The 19,500-nt window shown below is 46.4% G+C and carries 18 protein-coding genes; 12 read left to right on the forward strand and 6 right to left on the reverse strand.

Annotation, left to right across the window (positions count from 1 at the left end; all coding sequences use genetic code 11):
• Positions 1 to 194: 194 nt before the first annotated feature.
• A complete protein-coding gene (gene trxA, locus Pcarn_RS13340) occupies positions 195 to 521 on the reverse strand; it encodes a thioredoxin TrxA (RefSeq protein WP_261834301.1) in 327 nt (108 codons plus the stop codon).
• 111 nt (positions 522 to 632) lie between these two features.
• On the opposite strand from trxA, the gene rhlB reads away from it, so the two are divergent.
• The 3 genes from rhlB to Pcarn_RS13355 are packed head-to-tail and all read left to right on the forward strand — an operon-like array spanning position 633 to position 4,452.
• Entirely contained in the window at positions 633 to 1,937 is a 1,305-nt protein-coding gene (gene rhlB, locus Pcarn_RS13345) for an ATP-dependent RNA helicase RhlB (RefSeq protein ID WP_261835689.1), read from the forward strand.
• Between the two features lie 7 nt (positions 1,938 to 1,944).
• A complete protein-coding gene (gene gppA, locus Pcarn_RS13350) occupies positions 1,945 to 3,429 on the forward strand; it encodes a guanosine-5'-triphosphate,3'-diphosphate diphosphatase (protein ID WP_261834302.1) in 1,485 nt (494 codons plus the stop codon).
• Positions 3,430 to 3,483: 54 nt separating this feature from the next.
• Positions 3,484 to 4,452 carry a glycosyl transferase family protein gene (locus Pcarn_RS13355; RefSeq protein WP_261834303.1) on the forward strand — a complete coding sequence of 323 codons (969 nt, stop codon included), beginning with the start codon at positions 3,484 to 3,486 and terminating at the stop codon, positions 4,450 to 4,452.
• Positions 4,453 to 4,501: 49 nt separating this feature from the next.
• Here Pcarn_RS13355 and Pcarn_RS13360 read toward each other — a convergent pair whose 3' ends face one another.
• The 3 genes from Pcarn_RS13360 to recQ form a co-directional block, all read right to left on the reverse strand.
• Complete coding sequence (locus tag Pcarn_RS13360; RefSeq protein WP_261834304.1) at positions 4,502 to 5,173, reverse strand: 7-cyano-7-deazaguanine/7-aminomethyl-7-deazaguanine transporter; 672 nt, start codon at positions 5,171 to 5,173, stop codon at positions 4,502 to 4,504.
• A 167-nt stretch (positions 5,174 to 5,340) separates the two neighbouring features.
• Entirely contained in the window at positions 5,341 to 5,637 is a 297-nt protein-coding gene (locus Pcarn_RS13365; protein ID WP_261834305.1) for a DUF3630 family protein, read from the reverse strand.
• Positions 5,630 to 7,453, reverse strand: a complete 1,824-nt coding sequence (gene recQ / locus Pcarn_RS13370; protein ID WP_261834306.1) for an ATP-dependent DNA helicase RecQ — start codon at positions 7,451 to 7,453, stop codon at positions 5,630 to 5,632. Before recQ ends, Pcarn_RS13365 begins: the two co-directional genes overlap by 8 nt.
• Positions 7,454 to 7,580: 127 nt before the next feature.
• Here recQ and rarD point away from each other — a divergent pair, with 127 nt between their 5' ends.
• The 4 genes from rarD (at position 7,581) to Pcarn_RS13390 (ending at position 12,290) form a co-directional block, all read left to right on the forward strand.
• Positions 7,581 to 8,480 carry an EamA family transporter RarD gene (gene rarD, locus Pcarn_RS13375; protein ID WP_261834307.1) on the forward strand — a complete coding sequence of 300 codons (900 nt, stop codon included), beginning with the start codon at positions 7,581 to 7,583 and terminating at the stop codon, positions 8,478 to 8,480.
• Positions 8,477 to 9,139 carry a LysE family translocator gene (locus tag Pcarn_RS13380; protein ID WP_261834308.1) on the forward strand — a complete coding sequence of 221 codons (663 nt, stop codon included), beginning with the start codon at positions 8,477 to 8,479 and terminating at the stop codon, positions 9,137 to 9,139. Before rarD ends, Pcarn_RS13380 begins: the two co-directional genes overlap by 4 nt.
• 66 nt (positions 9,140 to 9,205) lie before the next feature.
• On the forward strand, positions 9,206 to 10,966 hold the full coding sequence (gene ggt, locus Pcarn_RS13385; RefSeq protein WP_261834309.1) for a gamma-glutamyltransferase: 1,761 nt from the start codon (positions 9,206 to 9,208) through the stop codon (positions 10,964 to 10,966).
• A 697-nt stretch (positions 10,967 to 11,663) separates the two neighbouring features.
• Positions 11,664 to 12,290: a MarC family protein gene (locus Pcarn_RS13390; protein ID WP_261834310.1), complete on the forward strand. Its 627-nt coding sequence runs from the start codon at positions 11,664 to 11,666 to the stop codon at positions 12,288 to 12,290.
• Here the strand turns inward: Pcarn_RS13390 and uvrD are convergent.
• On the reverse strand, positions 12,287 to 14,458 hold the full coding sequence (uvrD, locus tag Pcarn_RS13395) for a DNA helicase II (protein WP_261834311.1): 2,172 nt from the start codon (positions 14,456 to 14,458) through the stop codon (positions 12,287 to 12,289). The two genes, Pcarn_RS13390 and uvrD, sit on opposite strands and share 4 nt — an antisense overlap.
• Before the next feature lie 268 nt (positions 14,459 to 14,726).
• On the opposite strand from uvrD, the gene Pcarn_RS13400 reads away from it, so the two are divergent.
• From Pcarn_RS13400 to Pcarn_RS13415, 4 genes are all read left to right on the forward strand, one after another.
• Positions 14,727 to 14,987 (forward strand): BufA1 family periplasmic bufferin-type metallophore, encoded by a 261-nt coding sequence (locus tag Pcarn_RS13400; RefSeq protein WP_261834312.1) that lies wholly within the window; start codon positions 14,727 to 14,729, stop codon positions 14,985 to 14,987.
• Between the two features lie 69 nt (positions 14,988 to 15,056).
• The gene (bufB, locus tag Pcarn_RS13405; protein ID WP_261834313.1) at positions 15,057 to 15,905 is read left to right on the forward strand and encodes an MNIO family bufferin maturase; all 849 of its coding nucleotides are present in this window, start codon (positions 15,057 to 15,059) and stop codon (positions 15,903 to 15,905) included.
• Positions 15,902 to 16,651, forward strand: coding sequence for an HvfC/BufC N-terminal domain-containing protein (locus tag Pcarn_RS13410; RefSeq protein WP_261834314.1), 750 nt, complete (start codon positions 15,902 to 15,904; stop codon positions 16,649 to 16,651). The genes bufB and Pcarn_RS13410 overlap by 4 nt, the downstream gene beginning before the upstream one ends.
• Before the next feature lie 13 nt (positions 16,652 to 16,664).
• Complete coding sequence (locus tag Pcarn_RS13415) at positions 16,665 to 17,114, forward strand: DoxX family protein (protein WP_261834315.1); 450 nt, start codon at positions 16,665 to 16,667, stop codon at positions 17,112 to 17,114.
• Between the two features lie 18 nt (positions 17,115 to 17,132).
• Here Pcarn_RS13415 and tsrA read toward each other — a convergent pair whose 3' ends face one another.
• Positions 17,133 to 17,414 carry an H-NS-like global regulator TsrA gene (gene tsrA / locus Pcarn_RS13420; protein ID WP_261834316.1) on the reverse strand — a complete coding sequence of 94 codons (282 nt, stop codon included), beginning with the start codon at positions 17,412 to 17,414 and terminating at the stop codon, positions 17,133 to 17,135.
• A 261-nt stretch (positions 17,415 to 17,675) separates the two neighbouring features.
• On the opposite strand from tsrA, the gene Pcarn_RS13425 reads away from it, so the two are divergent.
• Positions 17,676 to 19,466, forward strand: coding sequence for an aminopeptidase P family protein (locus tag Pcarn_RS13425; protein ID WP_261834317.1), 1,791 nt, complete (start codon positions 17,676 to 17,678; stop codon positions 19,464 to 19,466).
• Positions 19,467 to 19,500 lie beyond the last annotated feature (34 nt).

Consider the following 19,500-nt stretch of genomic DNA (forward strand, 5'->3'; position numbering starts at 1 on the left):
TCGATGTATTAGATTTAGTAGTCAAAATAAGATCTATTTGTGTTGGTTAGAAGAGGGTTTAGTCTCAGGATTGACCAAGAAAAGAAACTGTATGAATTACGTGCAATAAACTAGCACTAAAAACAAGCCTAGTCTAGCTTGAACAAAAAACAAAACCGTGTATTAAAAAATACACGGTTGTTATAAGAACGCTATTAAAGATTTGCGTCTAGAAACTCTTTTAGTTGAGTCTTGGAAAGAGCACCAACTTTCGTTGCCGCAACTTCACCATTTTTGAACAACAGCAAAGTCGGGATACCACGGATACCAAATTTTGGTGGTGTCGCTGGGTTGTGGTCGATATTCAACTTACCGATAGTCAACTTGCCTTCATATTCGCCGGCAATCTCATCTAGGATTGGCGCAATCATCTTACAAGGACCACACCATTCTGCCCAAAAGTCCACAAGAACCGGGCCCGTAGCTTTGATTACATCACTTTCAAAACCATCGTCAGAAAGTTGCAAAATCGTATCGCTCATCATTAGCTCCAATTAATTTTCTGTCGCTGATTCGATGATAATCAGCAATAAGATTGCTTATTGGACTTGATTTACTTTCTTAATGCAAGCCTAAGCTGATATTCTATGCTCATGAAAAAGACACACATCACAGAGCAAAAGTTCGCCGACTTTGACCTGCACCCTCAGGTGATTGCAGGATTAGATGCAAAAGGATTTGAGTATTGTACTCCGATTCAAGCGTTGGCGTTGCCAGTTGTGCTCACTGGCCAAGATATCGCAGGACAAGCCCAAACGGGCACAGGCAAGACACTAGCCTTCCTGACTGCGACCTTTGACTACCTCATGAAAAACCCTGCTGATGAAGGCCGTAAGCCTAACCAGCCGCGTGCCATTATCATGGCGCCAACTCGTGAGCTAGCTATCCAAATTCATCGCGATGCCGAATCATTAATTGCTTCTACTGGCCTGAAAGCGGCCCTTGCTTATGGTGGTGAGAGCTATGACAAGCAGCTTGCTGAGATCCAAAACGGTGTGGACGTACTGATCGGTACCACAGGCCGTATCATAGATTTCTATAAGCAACGCGTATTTAACCTTCACTACATCCAAGCAGTCGTTTTGGATGAAGCCGACCGCATGTTCGACCTTGGCTTTATCAAAGACATCCGCTTCTTGTTCCGTCGTATGCCAGAGCCTAGTGATCGTCTGAACATGCTGTTCTCTGCAACTCTTTCTTATCGAGTTCAAGAACTAGCATTCGAGCATATGAGCACTCCTGAGCACGTGGTAGTAGAGCCGGAACAAAAAACCGGTCAGCGTATCCAAGAAGAGCTATTCCACCCTTCGAACGAAGACAAGATGGCACTTCTATTGACCCTTATTGAAGAAGAGTGGCCAGACAAAGCCATCATCTTTGCTAACACCAAATACAAATGTGAGTCTGTTTGGGGTCACCTAGCTGCAGACGGTCACCGTGTTGGTCTGCTTACTGGTGATATTCCTCAGAAGAAGCGTGAGCGTATCTTGGAGCAATTCACTAAGGGTGACCTTGATATCTTGGTTGCTACCGACGTTGCCGCTCGTGGTCTGCACATCCCGCAGGTAACTCACGTATTTAACTACGACCTTCCGGACGACAGAGAAGACTATGTACACCGCATTGGTCGTACCGGTCGTGCTGGTGCAAGTGGTCATTCGATCAGCTTTGCTTGCGAAGACTATGCGATCAACCTGCCTTCGATCGAAGAGTATATTGGTCACGCTATTCCGACTTCAGAATACGACACAGAGGCCCTACTTGAGCTTCCTAAACCATTGCGCCTGAAGAGCAGCACACGCCGCCCTTCTTCTGGGCCGCAAGGTGGTCGCAACAATTCAGGACCAAATAAGCGTCGTCGCACCAATCGACCTCGTCACCAACAAGGAAATAGCTAGTTCTAGTATGAGTGATTCATCTCCTTTGTATGCGGCGATCGACCTAGGCTCTAATAGCTTTCACATGTTGGTCGTTAAGCATGTGCATGGAAGCATCCGAACCATGGCTAAGATTAAGCGCAAGGTGCGTTTAGCGGCTGGTTTGGATAACAACAACGCATTAAGCATGGAAGCGATGCAAAGGGGATGGGATTGTCTCGCCTTGTTTGCCGAACGCTTACAAGATATTCCCGCTGAAAATATTCGTATTGTTGGTACTGCGACCTTGAGAGTTGCTACCAACATCGATGTATTTTTGGCACAGGCGAACCAGATACTGGGCAAAGACATCCAGGTCATCTCTGGTGAAGAAGAAGCCGCTACTATCTACCGTGGTGTCGCACACACCTCGGGTGGTAAAGGTAAGCGCCTTGTAGTGGATATCGGTGGCGCTAGCACCGAACTCATCATAGGCCAAGGCTTCGATGCTAAGGTGCTTAATAGCCTATCTATGGGTTGTGTTACCTGGCTAGAGCGACACTTTGCCGACCGCCAGTTAACACCAGAAAACTTTGAGCAAGCGATCGAAGCGGCTAAGCAAGTATTATCTCCTGTTTTGAAACAGTACCAAGACCTCGGCTGGGACATGTGTGTCGGTGCCAGCGGAACGGTTCAGGCTCTACAAGAGATAATGCTAGCGCAAGGTATGGACGAAGTAATTACTCACTCCAAACTTAAGCGCCTGCAGAAACAAGCCATGCGTACTCATGTTCTAGAAGAGCTAGAGATTGAAGGTTTAACCCTAGAGCGTGCCCTAGTCTTCCCTAGTGGTTTATCTATCCTTCTCGCTATCTTTGAGCTTCTAGAAATTGATGAGATGACGCTTGCCGGTGGTGCTTTGCGTGAAGGCATGGCCTATCAAATGATCAGTGAACTGCACCAAGAAGATATTCGTGCGCGCACTGTCGATAGCCTGCAGCAGCGATTCCAGCTGGATAAGAACTATGCGGATCAGGTCTCAGAGACAGCGACTTCTCTTGCAAAGCAGTGTGGTGACGATTTTATCTCTGAACCTACCGCAATTATCCTGCTTCAGACAGCCGCAGAACTTCACGAGCTCGGTTTGACCATAGACTACAAGAAAGCAGGCACTCACAACGCCTATTTGATTCGCAGTCTGGATTTGCCTGGGTTTACACGAGCACAAAAGAACCTGCTAGCAGAGGTAACTCTGCGCTATAAAGAGGCCCTAACTCCTCTACCTGAGCAGTATGCGGTAAGCCGTCAAAGTGCGGAGAATATCTTAAGGCTCTTGAGACTCGCAGTGCTTATTACCCATCGTCGTGATAGCAGTCTGCAACCAAATATCTCGGTAGAGTGCGAGGGTAAAGCCCTTGTGCTGACCCTAGACAAGGCATGGGGAGAACAGAATCCCCTCACCACTGCCGAGCTTGAGATAGAGGCGAACCGCCAAAGTGATGTGGGCTGGCCACTGTCCATCCAATATAAATAATTGATACTAAACCCAGTCTGCACTGGGTTTTTTTAGTCTACAAGGACGTTAACTATGAGCATTATATTAGAATGTATTCGCTGCGTAGGCCGTGGCGAGCGAGGCCGAAGGCCTCTCGACTATGACCAAGCCTTTACCGTTATGGATCAGTTCCTTGAAGGCGAGATCGATGACGATCAGATGGCAATGCTACTGATGTTAATTCGTGTGAATAACGAAACCCCTGCCGAGATTGCAGGCTTCACAACGGCTCTGCGCAACAAAATCCCAACCCTAAAAGCAGATGTCGACTGGCCGGTTTATGCCGGTAAAAAGAGCAAGCTAAACGGTAAAGACCAAGAGCAAAACCTGCCTTGGTCACTGCTGGCCGCTTGGATTTTGGCAAAGCAAGGACACAGGGTTCTTATCCATGGTCATCTAGATATCGGCTCACCACGAATCCATACTCGAGATTATCTGAATCACCTAGGTATCCAAACGGCAGAAAGTGCTGAACAAGCGAGTGAGATTCTGGATCAAGACGGCATTGCCTACCTACCCCTATCTAACTTTGCCCCTATGGCGGAAAAGATGTTGGATTGGAAGAAGCGCTATGGTCTTCGCACGCCAATTAATACCGTGGTACGCGGATTAAACCCCGGACGCGCACCCTTTGGCGTTCGAGGTAGCTTTCACCCAGGATTCCAAGAGCTTCACGCTCATATAGAAGAGAAGATAGGCACCGACAAGTGCTCTGTGGTTTCCTTCAAGGGAGTATCAGGTGAGTCCGAATACAACCCTAAGGTAAGCCAAACAGTATGGACCCATGATGAGCATGGCCTTCGCTCTCACTACTGGGTTGAGAGTTTTAACCCTAGCATTGTCACACCAAAGAAATGCCCTCTTGGGACCCCGGAGGATGATATGGTGCTGATGGCAAACCATGTGGTGGCTTCCCTATCAGCGGTACTGTTCAGCAAACTCAAGGACAAGCACACAGCCGATCAAGAAGCGTATCGTTTATGGAGCGAGTACTGTTCTTAGCGGTAGTCAGATATAGAAAAGGCCAACATTAAGTTGGCCTTTTTCATTTCTACGCCTTAGCGACTAGCTCATCTGAATTATCACTGATTGAAGTCAGTTTAGAGATAAGATAGTTCAGTAGTACCCCATACATAGGGACAAACAAGCCAAGACTGATCACTAGCTTAAAGCCATAATCCACCAGCGCAATCTCTTGCCAATGTTGTGCCATGAAGGCATCTGGGCTGTTATAAAACGCAATAGAGAAGAACGCCAACGTATCCAGAGCATTACCAAACAGTGTCGAACAAGTTGGTGCTACCCACCATTTCTTGGTCTTACGCAAGCGGTTAAATACATGCACATCCAAGATCTGGCCAAGCAGGTAAGCCATAAAAGAAGCGATAGCAATGCGAGCCACGAACAGATTGAACTCGGTAAGTGGAGCAAACCCTTGGAAGCTACCTTGATAGAAGACTACCGAAAGTAGATAAGAGACCAACAGCGATGGCAACATAACCAAGAAGATAATACGTCTTGCCAGTTGAGCTCCAAAGATACGCACTGTTAGGTCTGTCGCTAGGAAGATAAATGGAAAGGTAAACGCACCCCAGGTGGTATGGAATCCAAACACGGTAAATGGCAGTTGAACCAGATAGTTACTGGATGCAATCACCAATAGATGGAATGAAGCAAGGATAAAAAGGGCTTTGCGCAGCTGCGCGGAGGTAAATTGAGTCATCTTGTACCTTTTTAGTAGATGGGGGCGAGGGAACCCATTCGGCAATACATTGCCTTAAACAAAAATAAAGCCCGCTGACAGAGCGGGCTCGGAATTATACATAAGCAATTATAGAGTGCAATAGTTCATTGTTTGAACAAAGCTCTTCCAAGGTTTCATGTGAAACCCTACTTACTGAGCAAACTAGCGATAAATTCCAGCTCTTCGCGACCTTCCTCTACACTCAGTGATTCTAACCATACGCTCTCACTGTAGTGCTCGCCTCGGAGCATCAAGCGGCAACCTTCGAAATCGATCAACCAAGTGTGCAAGTCAGCATCTTGTTGCTTCTCCACAACCTTAGCAGACAGAAGCGCGACGAACTCTTCAGCTAGTTGTGGGTAGGAGTCGTGATCAAACGGAGGAAAGGTAACGATGAGCTTTACCTCGTCAGCAATGTAATGATTGGCTAAGAATTTAGGCATGGCCGGTAATATGCTCCTGAATCAGGTCTAAGAAGACATCTGCGTACTTATCTAGCTTGCGCTGACCAACACCGTTTACCGCCAACATCTCACCGTATGAAGTAGGTAAGATATCCGCCATGTCGATAAGGGTTGCATCACTAAACACCACATAGGGTGGCAGTCCTGCTTCATCCGCCAACTTCTTGCGCAAGTTGCGCAGTTTCGCAAACAGCTTCTTGTCGTAATTCTTGGTAAACACCTTATCAGGCTTAGCAACAACCGCATCTAGGCGTGGCACCGCCAACTCCAACTCAACCTCACCACGTAAGATGGGCCTTGCCTCAGGAGTTAGCTGCAGTGTGCTATTGCGAGTAATATTTTGGGTGAGTAGGCCTTTGTGCACTAGCTGGCGCATAATGCTGACCCAATAGTCATGGCTGTGCTCGCGACCAATACCATAGGTAGACAACTTATCGTGTCCATTCTCTCGAATGCGAATATTCTGCATACCGCGCAGAACCTCGGTCACATAGCCGATACCAAAGCTTTGATTCACGCGATAGACACACGACAACGCCTTTTGCGCCGCTTCAGTACCATTGAAACTCTTGGGTGGGTCGATACACACATCGCAGTTGCCACACTCTTTCTCGCGATACTCACCGAAGTAATGCAGTAATACCTGACGTCGACAGGTTTGTGCCTGTGCAAAGTTACTCATGGCGTTGAGCTTGTGCATCTCAACCTGTCGCTGATGCTCGTCCTCTTTCTCATCCAACATACGGCGTAGCCAGTTGATGTCCGAAGGATCGTACAGCGTCATCGCTTCGGCAGGAAGACCGTCACGCCCTGCTCTACCTGTCTCCTGATAGTAAGACTCGATATTACGCGGGATATCAAAGTGGACCACAAAGCGAACGTTAGGCTTGTTAATACCCATACCGAACGCAACGGTAGCCACTACGACCTGAATATCGTCTTTCTGGAATGCCTCTTGAACAAAGGCACGCTCGTCGGTTTCCATGCCCGCGTGATAACCCATGGCACGGTAACCAGCGCCACACAGCTTCTCGGTAACCATCTCCACCTTCTTGCGACTGCCACAATAGATGATGCCGCACTGGCCGTTCTGGGTGGCTAGGTATCGGATGATCTGAGAAACCGGCTTGGCTTTTTCTACCAAGGTATAACGGATATTGGGGCGGTCGAAGCTCCCTACGAACTCAAGTGGCTCAGACAGTTGCAAACGACCAACTATATCTTGACGAGTAGTGTCGTCAGCAGTGGCGGTCAATGCCATAAAGGGCACGTTGATGAATGCCTGCTTTAGCCTACCCAGTGCTGAGTATTCAGGTCTAAAATCATGCCCCCACTGTGAGATACAGTGCGCTTCATCGATAGCAATCAAACTGATATCTAGGTGCTGCAAGCGTTCGATAAAATCATTCATCAACACGCGCTCAGGAGAAACATAGATAATCTTAATATCACCACTGTGTAAGCGGTTATAGACAGAAATCAGTTCTTCTCGAGTCATGCTTGAGTTAACACACTCAGCGGCAACACCATTCGCTTTAAGCTGGTCCACCTGATCCTTCATTAGAGAGATCAAGGGTGAAATCACAACTCCAACACCGGGAGCTGTCAGCATAGGTACTTGATAACACAGGGACTTACCACCACCCGTTGGCATGATAACTAAGCTATCTTGCCCAGCAAGGGAGGCTTCAATAACCTCACTCTGCCCATCTCTGAACGACTCGTAGCCAAATACATCCTCAAGTATCGACTGAGGAGTAAGGGCATTGGCGAGTTCAAGGGCTTGAGATGTCATCGAGGTACCTAAAGGACGAATCAGCCGAACATTGTAAAGGGCTTACTCAGTGTTGAAAACTCATTTTACTAGCTCAAATGCAACGCCCTCTTTATACTCGCTTTTTTGTTTCTAGAAATACACCAGAATGGATAATCAAACCCAAAATCGCGCCAAGCAAGGGGTAATCTTTGCCCTTGCCGCCTACACCATGTGGGGTATCGCGCCAATCTATTTTAAATCTCTAGCCGAGGTTCCTCCGGTAGAGATTCTTATCCATCGTATTGTCTGGTCCTTCTTTCTATTGGCGGGACTGATTCATTTCGGACAAGGCTGGCATAGCTTTAGAGAAGTAATGAAGAATAAGACCAAGATGCTGTACTTACTGGCTTCTTCAGTACTCATCGGTGGCAACTGGCTGCTCTTCATCTGGGCGGTTAACGCCAACCATATGCTAGAAGCGAGCTTAGGTTATTACATCAACCCGATCATTAACGTCATACTCGGTATGGCGTTTCTCAGCGAACGTCTACGCCCAATACAATGGCTAGCCGTTGCTCTTGCGTTTATCGGCGTAGCTATCGAGCTAATTGCCTTTGGCTCCATTCCATATATCTCTTTCGCTCTGGCTTGTAGCTTTGGCGGGTATGGCCTATTGCGTAAAAAGGTTAACCTTGACGCTCAAACCGGCCTATTTGTCGAAACCCTAGTGCTACTACCTGTTGCCCTTATCTACTGGGCTTTCTGGGCACAGAGTGACACCTCGAATCTGTTTAATAACAGCTGGGATCTAAACACTTTGTTGATGTTGGCCGGCGTGGTGACTACCGCTCCTTTGCTTTGCTTCACCGGTGCGGCAACACGACTCAAGTTGTCCACCCTAGGCTTCTTCCAATACATAGGCCCTAGCCTGATGTTTATCTTGGCTATCACTCTATATGGTGAGCACCTAAGTATGAACAAAGCCAGCACCTTCATATTTATCTGGGCAGCTCTAGTCGTATTTAGCTTCGACGGTATTAAGTATTCAAAGAGCAATAAGAAATGAATGAAGCAACGGTTCTAATCACATTGGCCACGGTACACTTTATTGCGCTGATGAGCCCAGGCCCTGACTTTGCTCTGGTAGTACAAAACTCCACAAGATATGGCAGACAAACAGGGCTTGCGATAGCGCTAGGCCTATCGGTAGGCATACTGATCCACTCTATTTTGAGCTTGACCGGTATCAGCTACTTAGTACATTCCAGCCCTACCTTATTCTTTGTGCTGCAAATACTCGGTGGCAGCTACCTAACTTATATCGGCATCTCTGGGATTAAGGGGATCTACTCTAGTTTTAAGGATCCAAGCGATGCGAAATCACCAACCAAGGATCTAACTCTAAGTGGCAAAAAACAGGCTTTTACTCGCGGCATGACAACCAACCTCTTGAACCCAAAGGCTTTGGTCTTCTTTGTTAGTCTAATGTCTAGCCTAGTACCTGCCACTATGTCAGTCAGCGGTAAACTGGCAGCCCTGTTTATCCTTTGGAGCCTGTCCCTGTTTTGGTTTTCGCTTCTTGCTTGGGCGCTTTCCACTAAGCGAGTGCAGCAAAAGATCATCAATGCCAGTATCTATATCGATTCACTATGCTGTGCACTGCTGACCTTAGTCGGTGGTGCCATCCTATGGCAAGCCATCACAGAGCTCTCAGCAATCGCCTAAGGTATTTGATTTTTCTACATAAAGTGCCACGCTTCTTTCATCCTATGAAACTGGTGTGGCACTTCAATGTTCAAACAATTTCTCACTCTCTCCAGCTCTCTTCTACTCTCCGTTTCCGTTAATGCCAATCAGGCTAGCGATGTTTTAGCCCCCGAGTCAGCGACCGGTTGGAATACAAAGCCTCAGGTCAGTAGCTCCAAGTGGATGGTTACTGCGGCCAACCCTATTGCGACCCAATATGTTGCCGACGTTCTCGCTCAAGGTGGCAACGCCGCTGATGCATTAGTAGTTACTCAGTTGGTACTCAGTTTGGTAGAGCCCCAATCCTCTGGGATAGGTGGTGGTGGTTTCATGCTGTATTGGGACAATAAAACCAAGAAGCTGACCAGCTTCGATGCGAGAGAAACCGCGCCTTTAGCCATCAAGCCAGAGCACTTTATCGACAAAAATGGGGAGCCTCTACCCTTCTTTGACGCCGTGGTCAGCGGTATGTCGGTAGGCACGCCAGGCGCTGTTAAATTGCTTTGGGATTTCCAACAACAACACGGCAAACTGAAATGGCCACGCTTGATTGAGCCTGTTATTGAGCTAGCGGAGTCCGGCTTTGAAATCAGCCCAAGATTGGCGATGCTAATAGAGCGCGATAAAGCCCGCCTCGCGACCTATCCAGCCACCAAAGCCTACTTTCTCAATCCCGATGGCTCAGCTAAACAGCAGGGAGAAACCTTAGTAAATACCGAATATGCAGAGACTCTTAGGCTTTTGGCTACCTATGGTGCAAATGCTTTTTATCAGGGTGACATCGCCAATGACATAGTAAAAGCCGTGACCAATCACCCGATCAAGCCGGGAAACTTATCTACTCAAGATCTCGCTCGCTATCGTGTGATAGAGCGCAATCCAGTATGTGTGGACTATCTTGATTATGACGTATGTGGCATGGCACCACCCAGCTCGGGAGGAATCGCTGTTGCTCAGATACTCAAACTGACAGAACCTCATTCTCTCGATAAAACAGGGCCTTACAGTGCCACCAGCTATCAAATTATTGCTGATGCTACTCGCCTAACCTTTGCTGACCGGGGCAAATACGTGGCCGATGCAGATTTTGTTGCAGTGCCTACCGCTGGCCTTTTAAGTGATCGGTATTTAAATGAGAGATCTAAATTGATCTCTCCAGATCAAAGACTTAAGCAGGTCACAGCGGGCGATCCGCCTTGGGCAAGCCCAATAGCTTATGCTAAAGACCAATCATTGGAATTGCCTTCCACGACTCACTTCAACATAGTCGACAGTGATGGCAACGTCATCAGTATGACCAGTAGCGTCGAGAACGTATTTGGCTCACGAATCATGGTTCGCGGCTTTCTCCTAAACAATCAGTTAACCGACTTTTCTTTTCAACATCATCAAAACGGTAATCTTGTCGCAAATTCGATTGCTCCGGGTAAGCGTCCGCGCTCCTCTATGGCACCAACAATCGTCTTAAAAAATGATAAACCTTATCTAGCCATCGGTTCTCCAGGCGGTAGTTACATTATCGGCTATGTAGCTCAAGCCCTGATTGCGCACCTCAACTGGGGAATGGAGCTGGATCAGGCTTTGCAATTACCCAACATCTCAAATCGATTTGGCTCTTTCGATTTAGAAGAGAACACCTCAGCAACCAAGTTTGCTGAGCAATTCAATAAATGGGGCTATGAGACCAAAAGTAAGGCTCTAAACTCTGGCATACACGCGATTAAGATAGAACAAAGGCTAACGGGAGCAGCCGATCCTCGTCGTGAAGGCGCGGCCATAGGTGACGAGCAATATCAGGCGAAATAGCCAATTTCACGGGGGCTTGTGAGAGATCTCTTACACGTGTGTAGGCTAACAGAGCCAAAATCACACTTATCATAAGACAGGCTTTGTTAAACCGTTGATTTATAACATATTTAAATAATACGTCGTACTATATTAAATTTTTATACTTTATCACTCAATTGTTTCTTAGCCTGAAAGTCGTATTATTAATCCTGTCAGAAGGGAACTGACAAGGAAAAGGAATCTACCAAGGATTTGGTAATCTTCAGGATGAAGAATCGGTTGTTTAGGATGAACGATCGGCATGGAAAGCGAATAGGACATTGAACGGAATCGATAGTAACTAGGATGGTTACTAACAAGGAAGACAATGGACACCTCAGGACGAGGCAGGGACTGAACATCAGGAAGATGTAAAGGACACCGCTCAAGGAACAAGTGAAGCGCGCTAACGAGGATTGTTGGCAGACCAGGATAAGGTCAAGGACACCGCTAGGAAGGCGAGCAAAGGAATAAGCTGAAGGATTACAGCACACTATCAAGGATTTGATGCAGGGAGCACTTATTAGTAGCCGGATTGCTGCGAGTAAGACTATAACCCCGATGAGCTCACGCTCTCGGGGTTGTTCTTTTTTAGAAACAATCTGTATCTTCTTGTCTACGTTACTGATTCAGCAGGTATACTTGACCTTGTGAGCCATGTTTACAGGAGGTCAGTTTGCTCGGAATAGTCATCACTCAATTTGTCGTATTATGGGCCGTTATTGATCCAATCGGCACTGTCCCTGTCTACCTTTCTCAAACCAATCACCTAGACAAGGCTCAACGCCGCTTAGTTGCGCTCAAAGCGATCGCTATTTCCACCGGTGTTTTGCTATTCTTTTTGGTTGCGGGACAAATACTACTAGAAGCAATGCAGATTCCCCTCCCGGCCTTCCAAGCTGCCGGTGGTTTAGTACTGCTGCTGTTCGCATTGACCATGATCTTCGGTGAGAGCAAACCTGAATCCGAAAGTAAGATCTCTGGGGACTCTAGTCACAGCCAACTGGCAGACCTTGCCGTCTACCCACTTGCTATCCCGTCAATCGCCTCTCCAGGCGCTATGATGGCTATCGTGATGCTTACCGATAATAACCGTCATTCGATTATGGATCAGGCTATTACCGCCGGTACCATGATGGCTGTGCTGCTGATAACCCTATTACTCTTGTTGGGAGCAACCAAGATTCAGAAAGTGATTGGGAATGTAGGAGCGGCAATCATAAGTCGAGTAATGGGACTGATTCTTGCCGCTGTAGCAGTAAACAATCTGCTTTTGGGGATTAGAGACTTCTATATCTCTTAAAGGGTCTCTAACTTCGCGTATTGAGTGATTAACCACTTAATACCTTCACCGTTAAAGGCAACCTGAACTCGACTCTGCGCGCCACTGCCCTCAAAGTTGATAATGGTGCCTTCACCAAACTTAGGATGTTTTACGCGTTGCCCTAGGGTATAACCAGTCTCGTTAAAGTTCTCTTTCTTCACCGCCTGACTAAAGCGACCGCTACTCATAGAGCGACTTACTTGAGCCTTCATGCGCACCTCTTGCACGCAGTCCGTTGGTAATTCCTTTATAAAGCGCGAAGGCTTGTGATACTTGTCTTGGCCATATAGACGACGCATCTCTGCATAGGTCATATAGAGCTTTTGCATTGCACGGGTCATACCTACGTAACAGAGGCGACGCTCTTCCTCTAAGCGGCCTGCATCCTCAACCGACATCTGACTTGGGAACATCCCCTCTTCAACACCGACCATGAATACCAGTGGGAACTCTAGACCTTTTGCACTGTGCAAGGTCATAAGCTGCACTGCGTCGTCAAACTCATCCGCTTGCCCTTCACCAGATTCAAGAGCAGCATGGGTTAAGAAGGCAACCAGGTCACTCATTTCATCCGCATCTTCTGGCTTTTCGAACTGGCGAGTCGCGGTCACCAGTTCCTCCAAGTTTTCTATACGCGCCTGAGCCTTTTCACCCTTTTCTTGCTGATACATAGCAAACAAACCTGATGCCTTGATTACATGGTCAGTTTGCTTGTGTAGTTCCATTGAGTCAGTATCGTCCTCAAGGGCATCGATAAGTTCAACAAAACGACCTAACGCTCCCGCCGCACGACCAGCAAACACCTTTTCTTCAAGCAACTGGATACTGGTTTGCCATAGAGTTGCACCACGATCTCGCGCTGCAAAACGTATGGTTTCTAGAGTCTTTTCACCCAAACCACGAGTTGGCGTATTCACGATACGTTCAAAGGCGGCATCATCGTTACGGTTAGACATCAAGCGCAGGTAACCCAATGCATCTTTAACTTCTTGGCGATCGAAGAATCGCATACCACCATAGATTCGATAAGGAAGACCAGCCTGAAGTAAAGCTTCTTCAACCACGCGAGACTGGGCGTTGTTTCGATACAGTATGGCCGAATCTGTTAGCGCACCGCCACCTTCCTGCCACTCTTTGATCTTATTTACCGTAAATCGCGCTTCATCCAGCTCGTTATAGGCTGAATAGACTGAGATATGATCACCCTCTTTTCCATCCGTCCACAGCTCTTTACCCATACGCTCAAGGTTATTTGAGATAAGGTGATTAGCAGCCGTTAGGATGTTCTTGGTAGAGCGATAGTTTTGCTCAAGGCGTATGGTTGATGCTCCCGCAAACTCGTTTAGGAATCGCTGGATATTCTCTATCTTCGCACCGCGCCAACCATAGATAGACTGGTCATCATCACCCACGATCATCACGCGACATTCACTGCCCGTCATCATGCGCAGCCAAGCGTATTGAATATTGTTAGTGTCCTGGAATTCGTCCACCAAGATGTGCTTAAAGCGCGCTTGATAGTGTTCACGGATATGATGCTTGTCTCGAAGTAACTCATGACAACGAAGTAGAATCTCAGCAAAGTCTACCAGACCTGCTCTATCACACGCCTCTTGATACACCGAGTAGATACGAAGCCAAGTCTGGGTCACAGGATCATGGTAACTATCTATATGTGATGGACGAAGGCCTTCGTCCTTCTTGCCATTGATCCACCATGCAGCCTGCTTGGCGGGCCACTGCTTCTCATCAAGATTCTGCGCCTTGATAAGGCGTCTAAGTAGGCGGATCTGATCATCAGAATCTATGATCTGAAAGTCTTCAGGAAGGTTCGCATCTAGGTGGTGAGCGCGAAGAATACGATGGCAAATACCGTGAAAGGTACCATTCCACATACCAGAAGCAGAGCCTTGCATTAAGTCTTCAATACGACCACGCATCTCGGCGGCAGCCTTGTTAGTAAAGGTCACTGACATGATCGAAAATGGTGAGGCTTGTTCAACTGCAAGTAGCCAAGCAATACGATGAACCAAGACTCGAGTTTTACCACTGCCAGCACCAGCAAGTACTAAGAGGTTACTCAAAGGAGCGGCAACTGCCTCCCTCTGCTTGTCATTTAAACCATCTACTAACAGTGATGCGTCCATCTTTTCTATCCAACTCGCTACTGATCATTTATACATTAATTGGAAGTATACCTGTTTCAAACCAGTATCACTAATGCTTCACCGATTAAATTGTTCAAAATTTAATCTCATATTAATCATATAGTTATCGCGATATGGATTATTTCTAGGCTTTTTTTGAAAGATTTCTCGCTCAATTCATCTCCTATTCAATAAGCAATCGCAACAAGTTATTAACATTCCCTAGTGATTGCGAAATTGAACAAGGAATAAAACAGAGGATCGAACCATGAAAAAGTCTAACCTTGCAGTTACAGCAGCAGTTACTGGTCTTTTAGCTTTAGGTGGCACCATGCTAACAGCAGCACCAGCAGTCGCCGCTGACAAAGAGAAATGCTATGGCGTATCAAAAGCTGGTAAGAATGACTGCGCTACTAAAACCAGTTCATGTGCGGGTACATCAAAAGAAGATAATCAGAAAGATGCCTTTGTTGTGGTACCAAAAGGACTTTGCGGCAAGCTAACTGGCGGTAGTACCACTTCCGCTTAATACCCTAGCTTACCAAGTTGCGGGAGACTAAGGTCTCCCTTTTTTCCACCCAAGCATACCGGATAAAACATGAAGCTATCGAATCAAGCTCTAGGAATAGGTTTAAGACACCCTCACCTCAACTATTTTGAAAGCGACCCTTCACAGGCGTCATGGTTTGAAGTGCATAGTGAAAACTTCTTCGACCCAAGATCTCAAGCTAGTAAGCAGCTTCACACTATCCGAGAGCAGACTAATGTTTCATGCCATGGCATTGGGCTCTCTTTGGGCTCTGTAGTGCCAATAAGTCAAAAGCATCTATCACAACTTCAACAACTTATCTCTCGAATCGAGCCTGTATTGGTATCTGACCATTTGAGTTGGAGTGAAAATGGTGGGGTCTATTTTAACGACCTACTACCCCTCCCATATACAGAAGAGGCTCTAGAGGTGTTTTGTCGCAACGTACTTCAGGTCCAGGACGCAATTAAGCGCCCTCTTCTTATTGAAAATCCGAGTAGCTATCTCAGATTCAACCACTCCACTATTGATGAGTGGGAGTTCTTAAATCAAGTACAGCAAAAAACTGACTGTAAGCTACTGTTTGATCTCAATAACATCTATGTATCTTCACTCAACCACGGCTATGACCCTTATCACTATATCGACAGTATTCGACATCAAGAGGTCGAAGAACTGCATCTGGCGGGCTTTGTCAGCAAGGAACTTCCCCAGGGAAAGATATGGATAGACACCCACAGTCGCCCTGTGAGCGACGAGGTTTGGCAATTGTATCGATATTGGTGTGAACATTATGGTTCGAAACCAACCTTAATTGAATGGGATAGCGATATCCCTGAGCCACAGGTTCTTTTACAGGAAGCGGCCAAAGCAACCCAAATATTGAATCAGGTGCAACTTCAAAGGAGTGCATCATGAGACTAGCGCAACTCCAACAAAACTTTGCTAGTGCCCTCCGTTATCAGGCGGAAGCAATTGATTGTGATATATCTGAGGATCAATTCAGCTCGAACGCTCGCCTGCAGGTGTATAGAAACAACTTCATCTTAAGCCTTACCGATGTGCTCAAGGTGACTTACAAAAACATACTTCTGCTTGTTGGTGAAGAGTGTTTCGACCAACTGGCAAGGCATCACATAATTGAATGCCCACCGACCAGCGGCGATGTCAATGAATATGGGGATAACTTTTGGGTCGCCTTTGACAACTTTCCTGAAGTTACCAAAACGGCTCCTTATCTAAAAGATGTAGCTAAATTTGAGTGGTTAGTTGAAGGTTTAAGCTCAGCTCAGTTATCCAAAGCCCATGATGTAATCCCGCTTAACCAGCTGCAGCATATCACCGAAGACCAGCAGCCATTTATTCAGCTAGTCGTTCATCAAAACCTTCATAGCTTTTCATCAGACTTTGCCATCTTCGACCTTATTCAGGCCATTGATAAAAACGACTTTGATAACCTCGAGATTAACCAGCCGCAACAAGGTTTTGCCATCGCTTCTCCAACTGGGAATTACAGCATGAATCTTCTGAGTGTTGTGGCCACACAGCTTTTGAAAGATATCGAACAGCAGAGAACTTTAGGTGAAATAGAGCACCAACTATTAGGCGCATTGCCTGAGTTAGCCCAAGCCAATGTAATAACTGGTTTTAGGATTAATAGATAAAAACGGAGGCCATATGAACATTCAAACACAATACCAAGTCTATGACTCTTGGGTGGCACGACTGCAATACATAGCCGTGCCGGCACTACTATTGTTTTGTCGTCTATGGGTAGCCTGGGTATTTTTCAATTCAGGTATGACCAAGATAGCCTCATGGGATAGCACACTGTTCCTATTTGAATACGAGTACCAGGTGCCAATTCTACCTTGGGAGTTAGCCGCTTATTTAGGTACAGCCGCCGAACTGGTTATCCCTGTATTTATTGCTTTGGGATTATTCACACGACCTTTTGCAGCGATACTATTCGTGTTCAATATCATCGCCGTTGTCTCCTACCCATTGCTTTGGGAAAAAGGCTTCTACGATCACCAGTTGTGGGGACTAATGATATTAATAAATATCGTGTGGGGAGCAGGGGCTATCTCTGTCGATAAACTGCTAGTGAGCAAAATGAAAGAATAAATAAACCCCTTCTGGGGTTTATTTATTTAAGAAAGCTTTAAGGTCTTCAGCAGAGATTCCGCTATCACTGAGTTCTTTAGCTAGCAGATCGACTTGCTCATCTTTACGAGACTCAATCACTTGCTGAAATTGGTAAACAATGTCTCTGAGTATATGCAGTGGCAACTGCTTAGCTGCACTTCTGATTCTTTCTTCACTTTGATTGCCAAGTTCGCTTAGCAATTTTCCGTACATTACTTTTTCTGGTGAATCTTCTAATTGCTCCAGAGTGCGAGCTAATTCGTAAGTCGTTAACGCCATATTACTTCACTTATATCGGATATAAATATTTGAGGTGGGAGTGGTTAGAGGACCAGTAGTGGACGGATTATAAACTGTCCATTAAATATACTCTATACCCTATCCCTTATATTTCCTAGGTTTTTCAACTCAATGCACTCACTAGACCAAAGATGAAAAATCTCTTTACTAACACCCCTATCTCAATTCCCTATTGATGAATTGCGTACCAAGAATAAAAAGAGTAGTTTTATCAAAAAACGCATAACTTAAGGAGAAATCATGCTCGAGCAAATCGAAAGCAGGGTTGCCGCTTTACGCACTTGGATGCAACAAAGCAACCTAGACGCATTTATTATTCCACATGAGGACGAGTTCCTCGGCGAATACATTCCAGAGCATAACGAGCGTTTACACTGGATCTCAAATTTCACAGGTTCTGCTGGCGCCGTAATTGTTACCCGCGACAAAGCCGCTATCTTTGTTGATGGCCGCTATACAGTTCAGGTTACTAAACAAACCCCAGACTCTATCTTTGAATACCAGCACCTTATTGAAAACCCACCTTTAACTTGGGCACTATCTAAGCTGGAAAAAGGTAGCAAGTTGGGCGTTGATCCTAAGATGCACTCAGGTGCTTGGTTAGCTAATGCAGAAGAGAAGGTTGCTGACTTTCTTGAGTTAGTATGCGTTGATCAAAATCCTATTGATTCACTGTGGGAAGACCGCCCGACACCCTCACCTGAGAAGATTCGCTTGATGGGTAATGAGTGGGTTGGCCAAAGCAGCCTAAATAAGCGTGGGCTTATTGGGAAAAGCATTGCTGAATCCGGTGCAGATTGCGCTGTCATCACAGCTCTAGACTCTATCTGCTGGCTACTTAACATTCGTGGTAGCGACGTATCACGCCTACCTGTAGTGCTAAGCCACGCAATCATTCATGCAAACGGCAGCACTGAGCTGTTCGTTGATTCAGCTAGAATCCCTGACGGCTTTGATCAGCATGTGGCTGAGGGCGTTACTGTTATTTCTCCAGAATCACTTTCAGATCGCCTTATTGCTCTAAATGGCAAAAAGGTAATTCTTGATGCGACTAACAGCAATGCTTGGTTTGGCATCACATTGGAAAAAGCTGGTGCAGAAGTCATAGATAGTGATGACCCTTGTCTAATGCCAAAAGCGGCTAAGAATTCCGTTGAAGCTGAAGGCATGCGTCAAAGCCATATCCGTGATGGTGTAGCCATGGTGAAATTCCTATCTTGGTTCGACAAGCAGAATGACCAAGGCAACCTACTTGATGAAGGCACCCTATCTGACAAACTCGAACAGTTCCGTCGCTTGGATGATAGCCTCGTAGACTTGAGCTTCGATACCATTTCAGCAGCAGCACATAATGCAGCTATGTGTCACTACAACCACATCAATGAGCCAGAGCCAGGTGTACTTAACAACAACACCATGTATCTGGTGGACTCTGGTGGTCAATATCCTGATGGCACAACTGACATCACTCGTACTATAGCTGTTGGTACTCCAACTCACGAGATGAAGCGCCTATTCACCCTAGTGCTAAAAGGCCATATTGCTCTGGCTACCGCTCGCTTCCCTGTGGGTACTTGTGGCCACCAACTAGATGCCCTAGCTCGTCAGCACCTGTGGCAACATGGATTTGACTACGACCATGGCACCGGCCACGGCGTTGGTCACTTCCTAAGTGTACACGAAGGCCCTCAACGCATTTCTAAGGCTTACAACAAGGTTGCGCTACAACCGGGAATGGTTCTTTCAAACGAGCCTGGTTATTACCGTGAGAATCAATTCGGTATCCGCATTGAGAATCTAGAGATCGTTGTTGAGGTAGAGACCAAGGGTGACATGAAGGTTCTTGGTTTTGAATCACTGACACGCTGCCCTATCGATACTCGCAATATCGACCTTACTCTTCTAAACGCTAACGAAATTGAGTGGCTAAACGACTATCACGCTAAAGTTGTTACAGACCTTGAACCGCTTCTTGGTGACGAAGAACAAGCATGGCTTCGCAACGCTACGACTCCAGTAGAGTTTGCCTGATAATTTCCCTGCAGATAAAACAAAGCCTCCCAGT

Source organism: Vibrio ishigakensis (assembly GCF_024347675.1).
Classification (GTDB): Bacteria; Pseudomonadota; Gammaproteobacteria; order Enterobacterales; family Vibrionaceae; genus Vibrio; species Vibrio ishigakensis.